The organism is Latilactobacillus sakei subsp. sakei DSM 20017 = JCM 1157 (genome assembly GCF_002370355.1).
In the GTDB taxonomy this organism is placed as follows: domain Bacteria; phylum Bacillota; class Bacilli; order Lactobacillales; family Lactobacillaceae; genus Latilactobacillus; species Latilactobacillus sakei.
On sequence record NZ_AP017929.1, the window covers coordinates 712,233 to 729,050 of the forward strand.

Here is a 16,818-nt window from a genome sequence, read left to right on the forward strand (position 1 = left end):
TGCTGTAACGTGAGTCGTATCGGATTAAAAGTAATCGAAGTTCCTGCAGGTGTTACCGTTACTAAAGACGGTGAAAACAACATCACAGTTAAGGGACCTAAAGGTGAACTAACACGTCATTTCAATCCAATCATTGAAATGCACGAAGAAGGTAACCTTATCAACTTTACACGTAGTAGTGATAGTGATCGTGCAATGCACGGTACAATGCGTGCTAACTTGAACAACATGATTTTGGGCGTAACGGAAGGTTTTAAGAAGACATTGGATCTTATCGGTGTTGGTTACCGTGCTCAATTAAAAGGTAAAACTTTAGTATTAAACGTTGGTTATTCTCATCCAGTTGAAATGGAAGCACCAGAAGGTGTTAACGTAGAAGTGCCATCAAACACAAACATCATTATCAGCGGTATTAGCAAACAAAAAGTTGGCCAATTCGCAGCTGAAATTCGTGATGTACGTCCTCCAGAACCTTACAAAGGCAAAGGTATTCGTTATACTGATGAACATGTTCGCCGTAAAGAAGGTAAAACTGGTAAATAAAGCAGCCTAGCTGTTTAAACAACATTAAGAGGTGAAAATTGTGATTTCAAAACCAGACAAGAATAAGACACGTCAAAAACGCCATACACGCGTTCGTGGCAAGATCTCTGGTACTGCTGACTGCCCACGCTTGAACGTTTTCCGTTCTAACAAAAACATCTACGCTCAACTTATTGATGACGTAGCGGGTGTGACGCTAGCAAGTGCCTCAACATTAGATAAAGAAGTAAAAGTAGAAGGAACTAAAGTCGAACAAGCACAACAAGTCGGCGCATTAGTTGCACAACGTGCAGTTAAAGCAGGCCACAAAGTTGTTGTCTTTGATCGTGGCGGCTATTTATATCATGGTCGTATCGCTGCTTTAGCTACAGCTGCTCGTGAAAACGGACTAGAATTCTAATAAGGAGGAAAACCATTTATGACTTACATTGATCCAACTCATTTAGACTTAGAAGATCGCGTTGTTTCAATCAACCGTGTTACAAAAGTTGTTAAAGGTGGACGTCGTCTACGTTTTGCTGCTATCGTAATCGTTGGTGATAAAAACGGTCACGTTGGTTTCGGTACTGGTAAAGCTCAAGAAGTACCTGAAGCTATTCGTAAAGCCGTTGAAGACGCTAAAAAGAATCTAATCAATGTGCCTAAGGTTGGTACAACCTTACCTCATGAAGTTATCGGTCGCTTTGGCGCTGGTCGTGTTCTATTAAAACCAGCCGTTGAAGGTTCTGGTATCGCCGCTGGTGGCGCTGTTCGTGCCGTCATGGAATTAGCAGGAATCGATGATGTGACAAGTAAAACATTGGGTAGCAAAACTGCTATCAACGTTATTCGTGCCACAATTGACGGTTTAACTCGTATGAAGACTGCTGAACAAATCGCAGAATTGCGTAATATCTCTGTAGAAAGCTTACAAAACTAGGAGGATAACTGAACATGGCTAAATTAAAGATTACTTTAAGAAAAAGTGCTGCTCATCGTCTTCCAGAACAACGTAAAATGGTCAAAGAATTTGGCTTGAACCGAGTAAATAGTTCTGTAATCAAACCAGATGATGCTGCAACTCGCGGTGTGATTTTCAAACTCGCACATTTAGTAACAGTCGAAGAAATTAAAGACTAATTTCAACATATATTGCAAGGAGGTGCGCACAATAATGAAACTACATGAATTGAAACCTAACGAAGGTGCTCGCGATGTTCGCAAGCGTGTCGGTCGTGGTACGTCTTCAGGTACTGGTAAAACAGCTGGCCGTGGACAAAAAGGCCAAAAGGCTCGTAGTAAGGTACGTTTAGGCTTTGAAGGTGGGCAAATACCTTTATTCCGTCGTATGCCAAAACGCGGCTTCAAGAACATCAACCGCAAAGAATATGCTGTCGTTAACCTTAACGATTTAAATCGTTTTGAAGACGGTACAGAAATCACAGCAACTGTATTAATCGAAGCAGGTGTTGTTAAGAACGAACTTTCAGGTGTTAAAGTATTAGCAAATGGTGAATTAAACAAAAAATTGAACATTAAGGTAAGCAAGTATTCTGAAGCTGCAAAAGCTGCTGTAGAAGCTGCTGGCGGTTCAATTGAGGTGATTTAATTGCTTAAAACACTAAGAAACGCATTTAAAGTCAAGGAAATCCGTAGTAAGATTTTGTTCACTTTAGGCGTTTTGATCGTTTATCGTTTAGGTGCACAGATTACAGTACCAGGTGTTAACGCTGGCGCGTTAACCAAGTTAGGATCAACTGGTTTGATTCCTTTACTTGATACTGTTAGTGGTGGTGGCTTGGCGAATTACTCCATCTTCTCGATGGGGGTTTCACCATTCATCACGGCCCAAATTGTGGTTCAATTACTACAAATGGACATTGTGCCTAAATTTGTTGAATGGAGCAAGCAAGGTGAAGTTGGGAGACGTAAACTTAACCAAGTGACGCGTTACTTAACGATCATCTTAGCGTTTATTCAATCAATTGGGATTACTGCTGGCTTTAACTCACTCAGTCAAATGGGCTTGGTTAAAGATCCAGGAATTAAGACCTTCGTTAGCATCGGGATCATCCTTACGGGTGGTACGATGTTAATTACTTGGTTAGGTGAACAGATAACTGATAAAGGTTTAGGGAATGGTGTTTCAATGATTATCTTCGCGGGTATCATTGCGCGCCTCCCAAGTGGCCTTCATCAAATCATCAAGGAACATGTCTTGAATGCTTCTAAGGGTGAAATGTGGTTAGGAATCTTGTTCGTTGTTGGCTTAATCGTAGCGGTATTAGTCATTGTGACTTTCGTTACTTGGGTTCAACAAGCGAACCGTAAGATTCCAATCCAATATACACGTCGCGAAGCAGGTGCAGGTGACAACAGTTACTTACCACTAAAGGTCAATGTTGCTGGTGTGATTCCGGTTATCTTTGCTAGTTCATTTATTATGACACCTCAAACAATCTTAATGGCCTTCCAGGCAAGTCATGGTGAAGATGCTTGGTTCAAAGTTATGTCAGACATCTTCAGTATGCAAACTGTGACAGGTTCGATTGTTTACACGGTGCTCATTGTTCTCTTTACCTTCTTCTACGCATTTGTTCAGGTTAACCCTGAAAAAGTTGCTGAGAACTTGACCAAACAAGGGAGTTATATCCCAGGTGTTTGGCCCGGTAAAGGTACCGAGAAATATCTCTCCGGCGTATTAATGCGACTATCGACTGTCGGTGCGTTGTTCTTAGGGGTAATTGCATTATTACCTCAATTAGCAGCAAACCTCGGTGGTCTACCTCAATCAATTGGTTTAGGTGGGACTAGTTTACTAATCGTCGTTGGTGTGGCGCTTGAAAGCACACGTCAACTCGAAGGTTTACTCATGAAACGGAAATACGTTGGCTTCATTCGATAAGCAATTATCGTTTAAAAAGTATTGAATCCTTGTTTTAAATAGGAGGCAAAGGCATGAATCTCATGTTAATGGGACTTCCCGGCGCTGGTAAGGGAACACAAGCTGAAAAGATTGTTGACGCTTATCATATTCCACACATCTCAACTGGTGATATGTTTAGAGCTGCTATGGCAGATCAAACAGACCTTGGTGTTAAAGCTAAGGGCTTCATCGACAAAGGTGAATTGGTACCAGATGATGTGACAAACGGAATTGTCGAGGAACGTCTTTCACAAGCAGATACTAATGTAGGTTATCTTCTTGATGGATTTCCTCGGACACTTGACCAAGCGGATGCTTTGGCAGTGATCACTGATAAATTGAACAAACCTTTAGATGGTGTGATCAACATTGATGTTGATCCTGAAATCTTGGCTGATCGTTTATCTGGTCGCTTCATTTGTAAAACTTGTGGTGCAACGTACCATAAGCTTTACCATCCAACTCAAGTGGAAGGCACATGTGATCGCTGTGGCGGCCACGTCTTCTTCCAACGAGAAGATGATAAACCTGAAACGGTTAAGAATCGCTTAAAGGTCAATATCGAAATGAATACACCTTTACTTGATTTTTATGAAAAACGTAACCTGCTTTACACGGTAGATGGGAATCAAGAAATTGATGACGTGTTCGCTGCCGTTAAAAAAGTACTTGATACCATTAAAGACTAGTCATCAACTCAAGTGATCTTTTAGGTCATTATTCACGTAAAAGCCTGACTTGTTGTTAATGACTAAGTACTCAGTGCTTTTAAAAATTTAATGCTTGTGATATAATATCTCGGTATGACACTAGGGTGAGTGCGGAGAGCTCTCACCATTTTTCTGTATGAATTTTCATAACCACAAGGGGGTACTTTTGCGTGGCAAAAGATGACGTCATTGAAATTGAAGGTAAAGTAACTGATACTTTACCAAATGCAATGTTCAAAGTAGAACTTGAAAACGGTGCTGTGATTTTGGCACACGTTTCAGGTAAAATCCGTAAGAATTACATCAAGATTTTACCAGGAGACCGTGTGACAGTTGAACTATCACCATATGATTTGACTAAGGGACGAATTACGTATCGCTTTAAATAGGCGTAAGGATCATATCAAGGAGGTCAGTCGATATGAAAGTAAGACCATCAGTAAAACCAATGTGCGAACATTGTAAAGTTATTAAACGAAAAGGCCGCGTTATGATTATCTGCGCAGCTAATCCAAAACATAAACAACGTCAAGGTTAATTAATAAGCAGGAGGTGCAAGAATGGCTCGTATCGCAGGTGTGGATTTACCACGTGATAAACAAATTGTGATTGCTTTAACTTATATTTTCGGAATCGGAAATACAACTGCCGTTAAAGTCTTGGCTGATGCTGGCGTCCCAACAGACGTCCGTACACGCGATTTAACGCCGGATCAAGAAGACAAGATCCGTGCAGCATTAGATACAGTTAAAGTTGAAGGCGATCTTCGTCGTGAAGTTAGCTTAAACATCAAACGTCTACAAGAAATCGGTTCTTATCGTGGCATGCGTCATCGTCGTGGTTTACCAGTTCGTGGTCAAAACACGAAGAACAACGCTCGTACACGTAAAGGTAAGAAAGTTTCTATCGCAGGCAAGAAAAAATAATCAGTAAAAGGAGGTTATAATTTATGGCAAACAAGAAGAATGCACCACGTAAGCGTCGTGTAAAGAAAAATATCGAAGCTGGCGTAGCACATATTCACTCAACATTTAACAACACTCTTGTAATGATCACTGATCCTAACGGGAATGCTGTTGCATGGTCATCTGCTGGTTCATTAGGTTTCAAAGGTAGTCGTAAGTCAACACCTTTTGCTGCTCAAATGGCTGCAGAAGCTGCTGGTAAAGAAGCCATGGAACATGGTATGAAATCTATTGAAGTTGCTGTTAAAGGACCAGGTTCTGGTCGTGAAGCTGCAATCCGCTCATTACAAGCAACTGGTTTAGAAGTTACTGCTATTCGTGACGTCACACCAGTTCCTCATAATGGATCTCGTCCTCCAAAACGCCGTCGTGTTTAGTCTGGGCTACGCTTCATTTTGAGACAAACTGAAACGTGTTCACGTATAAACACTTCTCGTTTTGAAAGGGGTAAAAGATAAGAATGATCGAATTTGAAAAACCAAACATTACAAAGGTTGATGAAAGTACTAACTACGGTAAATTCGTTGTTGAACCACTTGAACGTGGCTACGGTACGACTTTAGGTAACTCTTTACGTCGTATCTTATTAGCATCTTTACCAGGTACTGCTGTCACAGATATCCAAATTGATGGTGTCTTACATGAATTTTCAACAATTGATGGCGTCCTAGAAGACGTGACACAAATCATTTTGAATATCAAAAAATTAGCACTTAAATTGCACGTTGAAGAAGACAAAACGATTGAGATTGACGTTAAGGGACCAGCAACAGTTACTGCTGCTGATATCATTTCGGATGACGATGTTGAAGTCTTAAATACTGATCAATATATTTGTACAGTAGCTGAAGGCGGCAATTTCCACGTGCAAATGACAGTTAAAAAAGGCCGTGGTTATGTTGCTGCTGTTCAAAACAAGTCAGACGATATGCCAATTGGTGTTTTACCAATCGACTCAATTTATACCCCAATCAGTCGTGTCAACTATCAAGTAGAAAGTACACGTGTTGGTCGTCGTAACGATTTCGACAAGTTAACACTTGATGTTTGGACAAACGGTTCCATCAGTCCTAGAGAAGCTATTAGCTTAGCTGCGAAGATTATGACAGAGCATTTGGCAATCTTTGTAGATCTTACTGATGAAGCGAAGAATGCTGAAATCATGGTCGAAAAAGAAGAGACGCATAAAGAAAAAATGCTTGAAATGACAATTGAAGAGTTAGATTTATCAGTCCGTTCATACAACTGTTTGAAACGCGCTGGTATCAACACTGTTCAAGAGTTAACTGACAAATCAGAAGCAGATATGATGAAAGTTAGAAATCTTGGTCGCAAGTCGTTAGAAGAAGTTAAGAACAAGTTATTTGATCTTGGCTTAGGCTTACGCACAGAAGAATAAACTGATAAGAAGGAGGGACTCCATTCATGAGTTATCGTAAATTAGGTCGTACAAGCTCACAACGTAAAGCAATGTTACGTGATTTGACAACAGATTTAATCATCAATGAACGTATTGTTACTACTGAAGCTCGTGCCAAAGAAATTCGTAAAACAACTGAAAAAATGATCACTTTAGGTAAACGCGGTGATTTACACGCTCGTCGTCAAGCGGCAGCATTCGTTCGTAACGAAGTAGCTGATATTCGCGAAGAAGACGAAGCAGTAATCGTTCAATCTGCTTTACAAAAGTTATTTAGTGACATTGCTCCACGTTATGCTGAAAGAAATGGTGGTTACACACGTATTCTTAAAACAGCCCCTCGTCGTGGTGACGGTGCATTAATGGTTATTATTGAACTTGTTTAATAATAAAAAATGATTTCTAGGTCATTTGATCGATGAGACAGGGCGTTATGATGATGGCATCTGTTTGCCAAGTCTAGTCTTAAGGTTATGTTAGCACTACAGCATAACTTTCATCGATTGATGATTACATAATAAAACGTCTAATTCTGGTGACAGAGTTAGACGTTTTTTGTGTTAAGTGGATTTATTGGTTAGTTGTGTTTTTTATAGTGACGAATATAATATAATTATAAAATGAAGAGGAGTTGATTAATATGATGCAGATGTTTAAGGGTGAGTTACAAAAAATAGATAAATTAATACCGAAATTAGAGATATCTCCTTAATCGCTGATAGGACATATCAGCTTATTCTATGATAAAATAGAGGGTAGTTTCGCAGCCCTTGAAGCAAGTGGTTGGGCGATTCTAAGCTAATGCTCAGAGCCTAACCACTTTCAATGGCACTCTTATCGAAAACGTGCCTTTCCAAGCTGCCTCTTGTGCTTAGCTACGCATCGCAAATAATCGACTGCGTCGCTTATTCACGATACTAGGCTAATGCTCAGAGCCAAAACGCTTTGAAAGGCACTCTTATCGAAACGTGCCTTTCCAAGCAACTTCTTCCGTCTAGCGACATCAGTCAAATCAACGATTGCATCGTTAATTCGCCCGATTATGCTATACTCAGAAGTTAACCGCTTGAAAAGGGCACTCTAAATCATGAAATTAGGTATTCTCAATGAATAACAATAAAATCATAGAAGTGGCACATTTAAAATATGAATACCCACAGGCGAGTCGCTTAGCCCTTAATGATTTATCGGTCGACATCAATGCTGGTGAGTGGGTCGCAATTATCGGGCATAATGGAAGTGGCAAAAGTACGTTCGCCAAATCCCTGAATGGCTTATTAGATTTACAGTCAGGAAGTATTACGATTGATGGATTACCCTTATCAATTGAAACGGTCTGGGCTATTCGTCGTAAAATCGGTATGGTTTTCCAAAATCCGGATAATCAATTTGTCGGTGCAACGGTCGAAGGTGATGTCGCGTTTGGTCTCGAAAATCAGGGGATTGAACGGGCTGAAATGCTTCGGCGGGTGCAAGATGCGGTTGAACGGGTTGGTATGACACCGTTTATGACGCGTGAACCAAGTCGCTTATCCGGTGGTCAGAAGCAACGTGTGGCATTAGCGGGCATTATTGCCCAGCAACCCGAGATTCTCATTCTTGATGAAGCAACCAGTATGCTTGATCCTAAGGGCCGCCAAGAAGTGCTTGAGGCCATTCACACGTTAAAACAAGAAACGAATATGACCGTGCTTTCAATTACCCATGATATTGACGAAGCGGCTAGTGCGGATCGGATTGTCATGTTGGATAAGGGCCAAGTGATTGATCAGGGCACACCAGCCGAAATCTTCGCCTATGGACAACGATTGCTCGACCTCGGGTTAGATGTCCCTTATCCCGAGAAATTAAAAGCAGCCCTTACTAAGCTCGGAGTACCAATGCCGACTGATTATCTCACAACGGAAAGGATGGCTGATTATCTATGGACATTACATTCAAAGATGTAAGTTATACGTATCAACCTGGCACACCTTTTCAGGGGATTGGGTTAAAACACATTAATTTAACGATTGAATCGGGTTCTTACACAGCATTAATCGGGCATACCGGCAGTGGCAAATCGACGTTATTGCAACACTTGAACGCGTTGTTGAAGCCGACTGAAGGGGTCGTCCAGATTGGTGACCGCCAGATTACGCCTGAAACGAATAATAAAAACTTGAAGGTCATCCGGCAAAAAGTCGGTATGGTCTTCCAATTTCCAGAAAGCCAATTATTTGAAGCCACGGTCCAAAAGGATATTGCCTTCGGGCCCCAAAATTTCGGTGTGCCTGAAGCTGAGGCACTTGAACGGGCTAAAGCGATGGTCGAATTAGTTGGTCTACCAGCAGCCGTGCTTGACCAATCACCATTTGATCTATCCGGTGGTCAGATGCGACGGGTCGCAATTGCCGGTGTTTTGGCGATGCAGCCAGAAGTCCTAATCCTCGATGAGCCAACCGCTGGACTCGATCCAGTCGGTCGCCGGGAAATGATGGGCTTGTTTGAAAAACTACACCGCGAACAAGGAATGACGATTGTGATGGTCACGCATCAAATGGACGATGTCGCCAACTATGCGGATCACGTGGTTGTACTAGAAAACGGGGGCATCGCCAAGAGTGGCACACCGCGCGAAATATTTGCGGACCCTGAATGGTTAACGTCTAAACAATTAGGCCTCCCAACCACGACACAGTTTGCCCAAGCATTAATTAAGAAGGGCTTCGTGTTCCCCCAAGTGCCGTTAACCGAACACGAATTGGCAGCGATGTTGCGCGATCAATTACCGCAGGAAGCAGGTGGCGCGAATGAATAAACTCATCTTAGGCCGCTATATTCCGGGAGATTCAATCCTGCATCGGATGGACCCGCGGGCGAAGTTAATTGCCAGTTTCTATTACATTGGGATTATTTTCTTAGCACGGTCGTGGCCGGCTTATCTCTTGTTATTTATTTTTACAATGGCGTTAGTTATGGTTTCTAAGATTAAGCTCAGCTTCTTCTTGAAAGGGGTGCGGCCATTATTATGGCTTATCCTCTTTACCGTCTTACTCCAAATCTTCTTTACCCGCGGTGGGACCGTCTATTGGCAATGGGGCTTCTTGAGCCTGACCAAGTTCGGATTACTCAATGGGGCATATATCTTCATGCGCTTCGTCCTAATTATCTTCATGTCAACGCTTTTAACGCTAACGACACCACCGTTATCATTAGCGGATGCGATCGAATCGATTCTGAAGCCATTAAAAGTCATTCATTTCCCAGTCTATGAAGTCGCATTGATGTTATCAATTGCTCTACGCTTCGTACCAACGTTAATGGATGAAACCACGAAGATTATGAATGCGCAGCGTGCGCGGGGTGTTGATTTTGGCGAAGGTAGTCTCTTACAACAGATGAAAGCCATTGTTCCCATCTTAATTCCGCTATTTGTTAGCAGCTTCAACCGGGCTGATGACTTAGCAACTGCCATGGAAGCCCGTGGTTACCAAGGTGGCGAAGGCCGCAGTAAATATCGTGTCTTGAAATGGCAGACAAGAGATACACTCGCGTTTGTCGCAATGGCGGTATTAACGATCGGATTAGTAATCTTACGTTAATTAATAATAATAAAAAGCATTATCTGAAAACAACCTCAAAAAGGTGATTTTACAGATAATGCTTTTTTAGTATCGACGGTTAATTATTTCTAATCCTATCATGAGTCCTGAAAACGACTGGTATAGCAGGATTTATATAAGGATTAGATTATATTTACATGTCTCAAAATATAATGGTAAACAAGTTAAAAAAATAACATATTCAGCCAAGTGAATTTAAAAAAAGTTTATTTTCGAAACGCTTATAGCGTCAATAAGTCTGTTAACATAGGGAAAATCTAATTGAAAATATTACTTGCACAATTGAAAATGAGATGGTACATTATTCACATATCAGAGGCAATTAACGTCATTGACTAATAACTATTGCTGCTAAAAAAAAACGCACATGGAGGCGAAAATTATGATCAAGAGTACAAAAATGGTTAGTTTATTATTAACATCATCAACGGTGTTAGGTTTGATGGTGAGCACAGGTGTTGCAACGGTACGGGCAGCCGAAAATAGCTCAGTGAAGACTGAACAAAAAGTAAACACAAAAGCAAAGTCAAAGATTGCGGATCCAAAAGCAGGTATTGGATTCTTAACGAAAGGTTCTACAACTTTTGAAGGTTCAAACATGCTTGAAGGTGTTCATCTATCAAATGACTTTTCATTAACTTCTGGTACTTTACAGATTTCATATACTGGTAAGACAACTATAGCTCTTGCAGTGGGTGAAAAAACAAAAACTCAGATCGTAATGCCTGATGAATTTAAAGCGTTAATGAATAAAACAACAGCAGATGGGAAAACATTCTTAGATTATATCGAACCATCAAGTTACTTCTACGCACCGAATAACCAAGGTGGACAACCACAGAAATATACTTACAAGCGTGAAGATATTTCATACGATCGTACAAATAATGTCTTAGTCTTCCAGAATAAAATTGGCTTATATAATATCTTTACAAATCAAACACTTGAATCACATATCTATATCGATTTAGGCCAAGCAATTACAGATTTAGGTGAACGAATTCCGGATGCATATAATAATTCATTCTATCAATTTCAGTCAGTTGTTACATCGACAGAAGCAATTCCAGATTGGAGCTTAATCGGGGATGCAGAATCTGAAGGTAAGATTAACTGGGATAAATTAGATAAAGGCTGGACAATTATTAACCAAGTGCCAACAATTCATACACCAGTTAAGGATACGGATACTAAAGTGATTGGTGGTAACGCACCAGCTGGTTCAACGGTTAAAATCCGTGCTAACTCAGAAGATGGTCCAGTTATCGGGACAGCAATTGCTGGCGTTGATGGCACATATATTGCTGATATTATCCAACAAAAAGCTGGTACAAAACTATATGCTGATCAAACAACAGCATTAGGCACTAAAGGGTTTGGGACAGCAATTGTGGAACACGATAACGCAGTGCCACCAGCACCTTCATTGGACGCATCAAGAGTTAAGTGGGGAGTAACTGTAAACGGTAAAATCAGTACACCAGGACATACAATTGAAGCAGTTGATATGTATACAAATGAAAAATATAAGGTGACTGTTAGCGAAGACGGCTTATCATTCACATTTGATACAAGCCAAATTGATCAAGATGTTTTACCAACAAATGTTATTTTCACAGAACATAATGGTGATCAAGTAAGTAAGGAAACAACATTGTTAGTTATGCCAAAGGGATAATTCTAACATTTAAAAATAAATAAGCATATAAAAAGGAACTCATTACTGTAAAGGTGATGAGTTCCTTTTTATATGCTTAACAGGAATTAATAAATACGGTTAGGAGTAGTCGTAATTTAACATTTGGAATTGTTTGTTAACTTAACCGATATCAACGTGATGAATTATTTCATTCCAAAAATGATATCTAATAAATGGTTAATTAGAAAAATATCATAAAAATAGCCGGTATGTGATTGGTTTAACGGTTATAGCTCTATTCTTGACGTAGAAAGAATTTGTTAATTAATAAAAATAAGAACCGCAACTCTTGATTTGTGAATCATTAACTCTAGAGTTAGTTTACACCATTGTTTAATAGTGTGCAAGATAATTAATGCAATTATCTATTTTTTTAATGTTATTCTAACGGGCTTTATAAAAATTGACAGCTTGTTCTGTTAATGGGGGTGTTCATTGTGCTTGGCTAACAATTGCTTTTCGAATAAAACCATAACTCAAGAGTTATGGTTTTTATTCAAAATGTTTGAACTAGCGCTGTAGCAGTTAGGGCGATTCCTAAGGATGGCGCAGACGGTTACATGACGTAACAGAGCACTACGGGAGGGTATTTAACATGAAGAAGCGAATTATCTATAGTTTATTAATAATTTTTCTATTGATGACAACGGTTGTTCAATCACTAGGTGCTGTATTAGCGACTTCATCAACGCAAGACGGCGATGATAGTGTGAAGACGTCTAAAATAATAGATAGCACTAAAGCAATTACGCAAGTCAGTGGCTCTTCGCAACTTCGTAGCGGTAGCCAAAGTATTGTTCAATCGTCTAGTGAACAACAAACATCTAAGAAGAGCGAGTCTAAGAAAAGTAGTGAAAAAAAAGCATCATCGAAGAAACAAGTTAAGTCTGTTTTGATTCAACCACGTGCAATTACTGAAACTGATCCTTATACGTATCCTGATTTCAGTAAGACGTTATCATCACAGCAAGGTGTAATCACCGTTAATTACGATGCAAGTGGTAATGCGCACACATCAATTGTTGATGCATCGGGGACCTTAAAACCAGATGATTCGTACAACGAAATTCCTTATCCGAATAACGCGTTTCCAAGTTTTATCCCAGGTGTTTCGACTGAAACGGATTATGGTCAGACAAAGTCGAGTAAAGATTTTATAAATGGTAATGGATTAGACGGTGATAAAGATTATATCTACTATACAAAAGTCATGGCCTTTCGGGATGGAAATGGGAAACAACATTGGATTGACATTAAACAGAAATTTGTAGGCCTTGAAAAGCACGGTTGGTATAATGATTGGCCTCAGTGGAAAACGCAAGGCTATAGTGATCCTAATGGTACTACTTTGGATACAACGTATATCACTAATTGGGGTTTTAATTTCGGTCGTGGCACTAATAAAGGCAATCAAAATCGACAAGATATGTTGGGAATCAATGGCTCATTTCAAGCACCCGGTGGTTTTAGAACGACTAAGATAAAATCTTCAGCAGGTGGTATTTTAGATAAAGATCCAAAAGCCTATTTACAGTATCGTCAGTTGGCAACGGTCAAGTTAGAATTCTACGATAATGAAACTAAAAAACCGATTAGCATATCTGGCTTCTTAACGGTTGCCGATTTAGATCACCGCGATTTTTTACAATTTTCCAAAGATAGCAATATTCAAGGCGTTTACGTTACAAATAATCAAGTCACTAAGAGTACGTTAAAAGGGACTTTCGGGCCAGGAATGGATCCATCAACCGTGATTGTTAATAATATCGGGAATAACGAATATACTGACAGAAATGGAGGATCTGCTAATAACGGTGACGAGTGGGGGGACAGCAACGAAGTTATTAACCCCGACAATACAGATGCTTGGGCGACCGTTACGTTCAGTAAAACGCAATCAATTCAATATGCAGTCTCTGATTGGCAACGGTTAGATTTTCTAGCATCAGCGCTCGTACCGGTGGCATTCTCTGCACCTGGAAAGTCAGGTGATGGCGATGAATGGAATAAGGATTGGGATGACAATAATGTTAACTATAATGTTGTTGCGACTTTACCATATCGTGGGAGTACAATTAAAAACCCACAACATGGTACAGCTGAAAGTGGCACGATTAGTACCTTCCATCCAACGGAGAAGTTTGAACTAACCGATCCGATTAATAAGAATTTAAAAGTTGATAAAGTAACGATTATGCAAGATGGGGTAACGGATGTAACCGCCAATTTTGATATTGATACGACTGGTAACAAAGTGACGGCAAAGGCGAAGGCTGATTTCTTGGGCAAGGAAGATAACTACGCTAAAACGTATAATATGAAGATTGAAACATCAGTTGCAGCCGATGCTGATTTAGGCAGTCTACCAACTGTGACGGCAACGGATGATAAGGGTGTCAAACATACGTATGCGAAAATCGCTAATACTGCGCATCTAGATGTTGTTAAAACGGCTGGTGCAAAAGCGGAAGGTTGGGACAGTAATGAGGCCTTCGGACACGTTAAAGTCCCAGATCCTGTCCGTGAAGTGCAAGATATGAAACAAGAAATTAAGAACTACGATACAGCGGGTGAAGATTGGCAACCGATTGTCGATGATGCGTCAACAACCACAGGTCATGTGGGTGATAAAGTTGGTTACCGTTTCTCTTTCAAAGCTAAAGATTCAAATACGGCAAGCATTACGGATGCTTCAATCAATGCGATTTCGGTCAACGCTGGGATAAGCGTACCAACTAATGTGAAGGTAACAGTTGGTTCAACAACAACGGATGGTACGGTTGTTGAGGGCTCAACAGCTAATACTTATTCAATTAAGATTGATACGCCGATTAAAAAGGGCGAGGCAGTCACGGTAACGTTCGAAAGAACCCTTAATAAAAGTGGTCTCTATATGCAACTTGGTTTTTTGAAATCTGATTCATTGACTGCTAAACCGGATGGTCATGATTTAGTACCAGATGGGTATCTATTCAATACGGCTGTTATCACTGCATCGGTAGCTAATAACACAGCTACGATTCAACAATTTATCAGAAATCCAGCAACTGCACTTCCTGGACAAGCTTGGAACGGCCCTGGTTTTGGAGATGGTAAAGCCGAAACAACGGGGAAACCTGGCGATTATGTCATCTATCGTTTTGATATTACATTGCCAACTGACAGTACGTCAGGGAAGTATACAAACGATGCTGCTTTAGTAAATGCTGCTATTCAAGACATCACGATGAATGTGCCAGATGATTTGGCATTAGTATCACTTGAAGGGTATCCAGATAAACAGATTCAAATTAATTATGGCGGGACAATTATACGCTCTGCGGTATCAGATACGTTAGCAACGCTTAAAGGCATTGCTTTGAAGAGTCCACTTGATGTGGATAAAAAAGTAATGGTTCAATATCGAGTATTGATTAAGGATAATGCTAAAACACAAGACATCACGAATGATGCTAATTTCTACGCAGACAACTTAACCGGCGATTTAACGGATAAGACGGTTGCAAATTATCAACATAAGACAAAAGCGAACCAATCAAAATTAAAAATTAGAAATAAAAAAGAAGTTAAACTTGAACAAACGCTCAAAAATATGACAACGGAAGATACATCAACATCCACTGACCCTAAATATCCTGATAAGGATGGTTACCGTGTAGAAACAACTGCTGGTAAAGGGGATATCATTGATTATCGTTACAAGGTAACAGCAGCAGACGATAATACCGGGAACATTACTAACATGAAAGTTAATGCGATTACGATGAAAAAATCGGACAAGCTTTCATTTAGTGACCCCGATACTGGTAAAGATTACCCACTGATTGTTAAAATCAGCAAAGCCGATGGGACGAATGAAACGACAGATACAAATGCTAAATTCAGTGCTGATCATCAGACGATTACACTATCACAACCGTTGAAGCCAGGATATATGGCAACTATCAGCTATCAGATGCAAGTGACGGCTAGTGTTGATGATAATACATTGGCAGCGGATAAAGTAGTTACAAATGATGCCAAACTAACAGCGGACGAATTAACGGAAACTAAAACGACGTCGGCTGGGACTGAAAATGCATTAATTGCTGGTAATACAATGACCTTCAATCAAACGGTATTGAATTTGGAGAAGAATGTTGGCGAAATTATTATCCGCTATGTTGATTTAGAAGATAATGATTTGAAACATCCAACTTATATTGCTAGTGAGGTTGATGAAAAAGGAACGTCAGGTACTAAGCTATCGACTGTTAACTCGGCACGAGTAGCACCTAAGATTATCGAAGGTTACACGATTCATGCTGTAACGGAAGATACCGATTTGACAAATGCTAATTGGTCTAAAGCCTACAAGGATGATCCTGTCTTTACAGATAAGGTTCGAACGATTACTTATGGGTATTACAAACGGATGCTTTCAGTAGAAGCGCCTAGTTATTGGGACTTCGGGACGCATAACCGGACACAAACGGATAGCACCTACTATCTAGAAGATCGCAAGACACCACAAGCTGTTAAAGTAACTGATCACTACGGTGTAGATTCATGGCAATTGCAAGTTACGCAAGAAAAACCATTTATGGATGATCGCAAACAAGTCTTAAAAGACGCGGAGCTACAGTTTAAGAACGGTAATGTTATTGCAGATGCTGGTAATACAACTCCGGCGCAAGCGATGTCTTCAATTGACCATTTTGAATTAAAGACAGGTGATACAGTTAAGAATTTGATGACTTATACTAAGTCGGGTGTCTTCCAAGATGTTGATCTTAATAAAGATAAGAGTAGTGAAACTAACCGTTACAGTGACGACCAAGGTAAAGGTAGTTGGTATTATCAATTTGGTAATAAGAAAAACGCCGATATCAGTATTGGCTTACATGTCCCAGAAACGACTGAACGGGATAATACAACCTATACAACGACTTTAGATTGGACATTAACGGTTGCACCATAGGAGGAAGAAAA

The 16,818-nt window shown here is 40.2% G+C and carries 18 protein-coding genes; all 18 read left to right on the forward strand.

Annotated elements, in window-relative coordinates; genetic code table 11:
• The first annotated feature begins 9 nt into the window (after nucleotides 1-9).
• The 18 genes from rplF (at nucleotide 10) to LEUCM_RS03640 (ending at nucleotide 16,807) form a co-directional block, all read left to right on the forward strand.
• Nucleotides 10-543 (forward strand): 50S ribosomal protein L6, encoded by a 534-nt coding sequence (rplF, locus tag LEUCM_RS03555; protein ID WP_011375439.1) that lies wholly within the window; start codon nucleotides 10-12, stop codon nucleotides 541-543.
• 40 nt (nucleotides 544-583) lie between these two features.
• Entirely contained in the window at nucleotides 584-943 is a 360-nt protein-coding gene (rplR, locus tag LEUCM_RS03560) for a 50S ribosomal protein L18 (protein ID WP_011375438.1), read from the forward strand.
• An 18-nt stretch (nucleotides 944-961) separates the two neighbouring features.
• On the forward strand, nucleotides 962-1,462 hold the full coding sequence (gene rpsE, locus LEUCM_RS03565) for a 30S ribosomal protein S5 (protein ID WP_011375437.1): 501 nt from the start codon (nucleotides 962-964) through the stop codon (nucleotides 1,460-1,462).
• 14 nt (nucleotides 1,463-1,476) lie between these two features.
• Nucleotides 1,477-1,662 (forward strand): 50S ribosomal protein L30, encoded by a 186-nt coding sequence (rpmD, locus tag LEUCM_RS03570; protein WP_004270183.1) that lies wholly within the window; start codon nucleotides 1,477-1,479, stop codon nucleotides 1,660-1,662.
• Nucleotides 1,663-1,696: 34 nt separating this feature from the next.
• Nucleotides 1,697-2,131: a 50S ribosomal protein L15 gene (gene rplO, locus LEUCM_RS03575; RefSeq protein WP_025015995.1), complete on the forward strand. Its 435-nt coding sequence runs from the start codon at nucleotides 1,697-1,699 to the stop codon at nucleotides 2,129-2,131.
• Entirely contained in the window at nucleotides 2,132-3,427 is a 1,296-nt protein-coding gene (secY, locus tag LEUCM_RS03580) for a preprotein translocase subunit SecY (protein WP_025015994.1), read from the forward strand.
• Between the two features lie 53 nt (nucleotides 3,428-3,480).
• Nucleotides 3,481-4,137 (forward strand): adenylate kinase, encoded by a 657-nt coding sequence (locus tag LEUCM_RS03585; RefSeq protein WP_025015993.1) that lies wholly within the window; start codon nucleotides 3,481-3,483, stop codon nucleotides 4,135-4,137.
• Between the two features lie 191 nt (nucleotides 4,138-4,328).
• Nucleotides 4,329-4,547 (forward strand): translation initiation factor IF-1, encoded by a 219-nt coding sequence (gene infA / locus LEUCM_RS03590; protein WP_004270190.1) that lies wholly within the window; start codon nucleotides 4,329-4,331, stop codon nucleotides 4,545-4,547.
• A gap of 32 nt (nucleotides 4,548-4,579) precedes the next feature.
• Nucleotides 4,580-4,696, forward strand: a complete 117-nt coding sequence (rpmJ, locus tag LEUCM_RS03595) for a 50S ribosomal protein L36 (RefSeq protein WP_011375433.1) — start codon at nucleotides 4,580-4,582, stop codon at nucleotides 4,694-4,696.
• A gap of 22 nt (nucleotides 4,697-4,718) precedes the next feature.
• Nucleotides 4,719-5,084 carry a 30S ribosomal protein S13 gene (gene rpsM / locus LEUCM_RS03600; protein WP_011375432.1) on the forward strand — a complete coding sequence of 122 codons (366 nt, stop codon included), beginning with the start codon at nucleotides 4,719-4,721 and terminating at the stop codon, nucleotides 5,082-5,084.
• 23 nt (nucleotides 5,085-5,107) lie between these two features.
• Complete coding sequence (gene rpsK, locus LEUCM_RS03605) at nucleotides 5,108-5,500, forward strand: 30S ribosomal protein S11 (protein WP_011375431.1); 393 nt, start codon at nucleotides 5,108-5,110, stop codon at nucleotides 5,498-5,500.
• A gap of 83 nt (nucleotides 5,501-5,583) precedes the next feature.
• Entirely contained in the window at nucleotides 5,584-6,522 is a 939-nt protein-coding gene (locus LEUCM_RS03610) for a DNA-directed RNA polymerase subunit alpha (protein WP_025015992.1), read from the forward strand.
• 26 nt (nucleotides 6,523-6,548) lie between these two features.
• Nucleotides 6,549-6,929: a 50S ribosomal protein L17 gene (gene rplQ / locus LEUCM_RS03615; protein WP_011375429.1), complete on the forward strand. Its 381-nt coding sequence runs from the start codon at nucleotides 6,549-6,551 to the stop codon at nucleotides 6,927-6,929.
• Nucleotides 6,930-7,649: 720 nt separating this feature from the next.
• Entirely contained in the window at nucleotides 7,650-8,492 is an 843-nt protein-coding gene (locus LEUCM_RS03620) for an energy-coupling factor ABC transporter ATP-binding protein (protein ID WP_035147349.1), read from the forward strand.
• On the forward strand, nucleotides 8,468-9,343 hold the full coding sequence (locus LEUCM_RS03625; protein ID WP_025015991.1) for an energy-coupling factor ABC transporter ATP-binding protein: 876 nt from the start codon (nucleotides 8,468-8,470) through the stop codon (nucleotides 9,341-9,343). Before LEUCM_RS03620 ends, LEUCM_RS03625 begins: the two co-directional genes overlap by 25 nt.
• A complete protein-coding gene (locus LEUCM_RS03630) occupies nucleotides 9,336-10,127 on the forward strand; it encodes an energy-coupling factor transporter transmembrane component T family protein (protein ID WP_025015990.1) in 792 nt (263 codons plus the stop codon). The genes LEUCM_RS03625 and LEUCM_RS03630 overlap by 8 nt, the downstream gene beginning before the upstream one ends.
• A 403-nt stretch (nucleotides 10,128-10,530) precedes the next feature.
• Nucleotides 10,531-11,826, forward strand: coding sequence for an Ig-like domain-containing protein (locus LEUCM_RS03635; protein ID WP_025015989.1), 1,296 nt, complete (start codon nucleotides 10,531-10,533; stop codon nucleotides 11,824-11,826).
• 616 nt (nucleotides 11,827-12,442) lie between these two features.
• Nucleotides 12,443-16,807 (forward strand): WxL domain-containing protein, encoded by a 4,365-nt coding sequence (locus tag LEUCM_RS03640; RefSeq protein WP_025015988.1) that lies wholly within the window; start codon nucleotides 12,443-12,445, stop codon nucleotides 16,805-16,807.
• Nucleotides 16,808-16,818 lie beyond the last annotated feature (11 nt).

Coding starts and splice junctions, on each gene's coding strand:
- rpsE (WP_011375437.1), top strand. CDS start 962: ATGACTTACATTGATCCAACTCATTTAGACTTAGAAGATCGCGTTGTT.
- rpmD (WP_004270183.1), top strand. CDS start 1,477: ATGGCTAAATTAAAGATTACTTTAAGAAAAAGTGCTGCTCATCGTCTT.
- rplO (WP_025015995.1), top strand. CDS start 1,697: ATGAAACTACATGAATTGAAACCTAACGAAGGTGCTCGCGATGTTCGC.
- LEUCM_RS03585 (WP_025015993.1), top strand. CDS start 3,481: ATGAATCTCATGTTAATGGGACTTCCCGGCGCTGGTAAGGGAACACAA.
- rpmJ (WP_011375433.1), top strand. CDS start 4,580: ATGAAAGTAAGACCATCAGTAAAACCAATGTGCGAACATTGTAAAGTT.
- rpsM (WP_011375432.1), top strand. CDS start 4,719: ATGGCTCGTATCGCAGGTGTGGATTTACCACGTGATAAACAAATTGTG.
- rpsK (WP_011375431.1), top strand. CDS start 5,108: ATGGCAAACAAGAAGAATGCACCACGTAAGCGTCGTGTAAAGAAAAAT.
- LEUCM_RS03610 (WP_025015992.1), top strand. CDS start 5,584: ATGATCGAATTTGAAAAACCAAACATTACAAAGGTTGATGAAAGTACT.
- rplQ (WP_011375429.1), top strand. CDS start 6,549: ATGAGTTATCGTAAATTAGGTCGTACAAGCTCACAACGTAAAGCAATG.
- LEUCM_RS03620 (WP_035147349.1), top strand. CDS start 7,650: ATGAATAACAATAAAATCATAGAAGTGGCACATTTAAAATATGAATAC.
- LEUCM_RS03625 (WP_025015991.1), top strand. CDS start 8,468: ATGGACATTACATTCAAAGATGTAAGTTATACGTATCAACCTGGCACA.
- LEUCM_RS03630 (WP_025015990.1), top strand. CDS start 9,336: ATGAATAAACTCATCTTAGGCCGCTATATTCCGGGAGATTCAATCCTG.
- LEUCM_RS03635 (WP_025015989.1), top strand. CDS start 10,531: ATGATCAAGAGTACAAAAATGGTTAGTTTATTATTAACATCATCAACG.
- LEUCM_RS03640 (WP_025015988.1), top strand. CDS start 12,443: ATGAAGAAGCGAATTATCTATAGTTTATTAATAATTTTTCTATTGATG.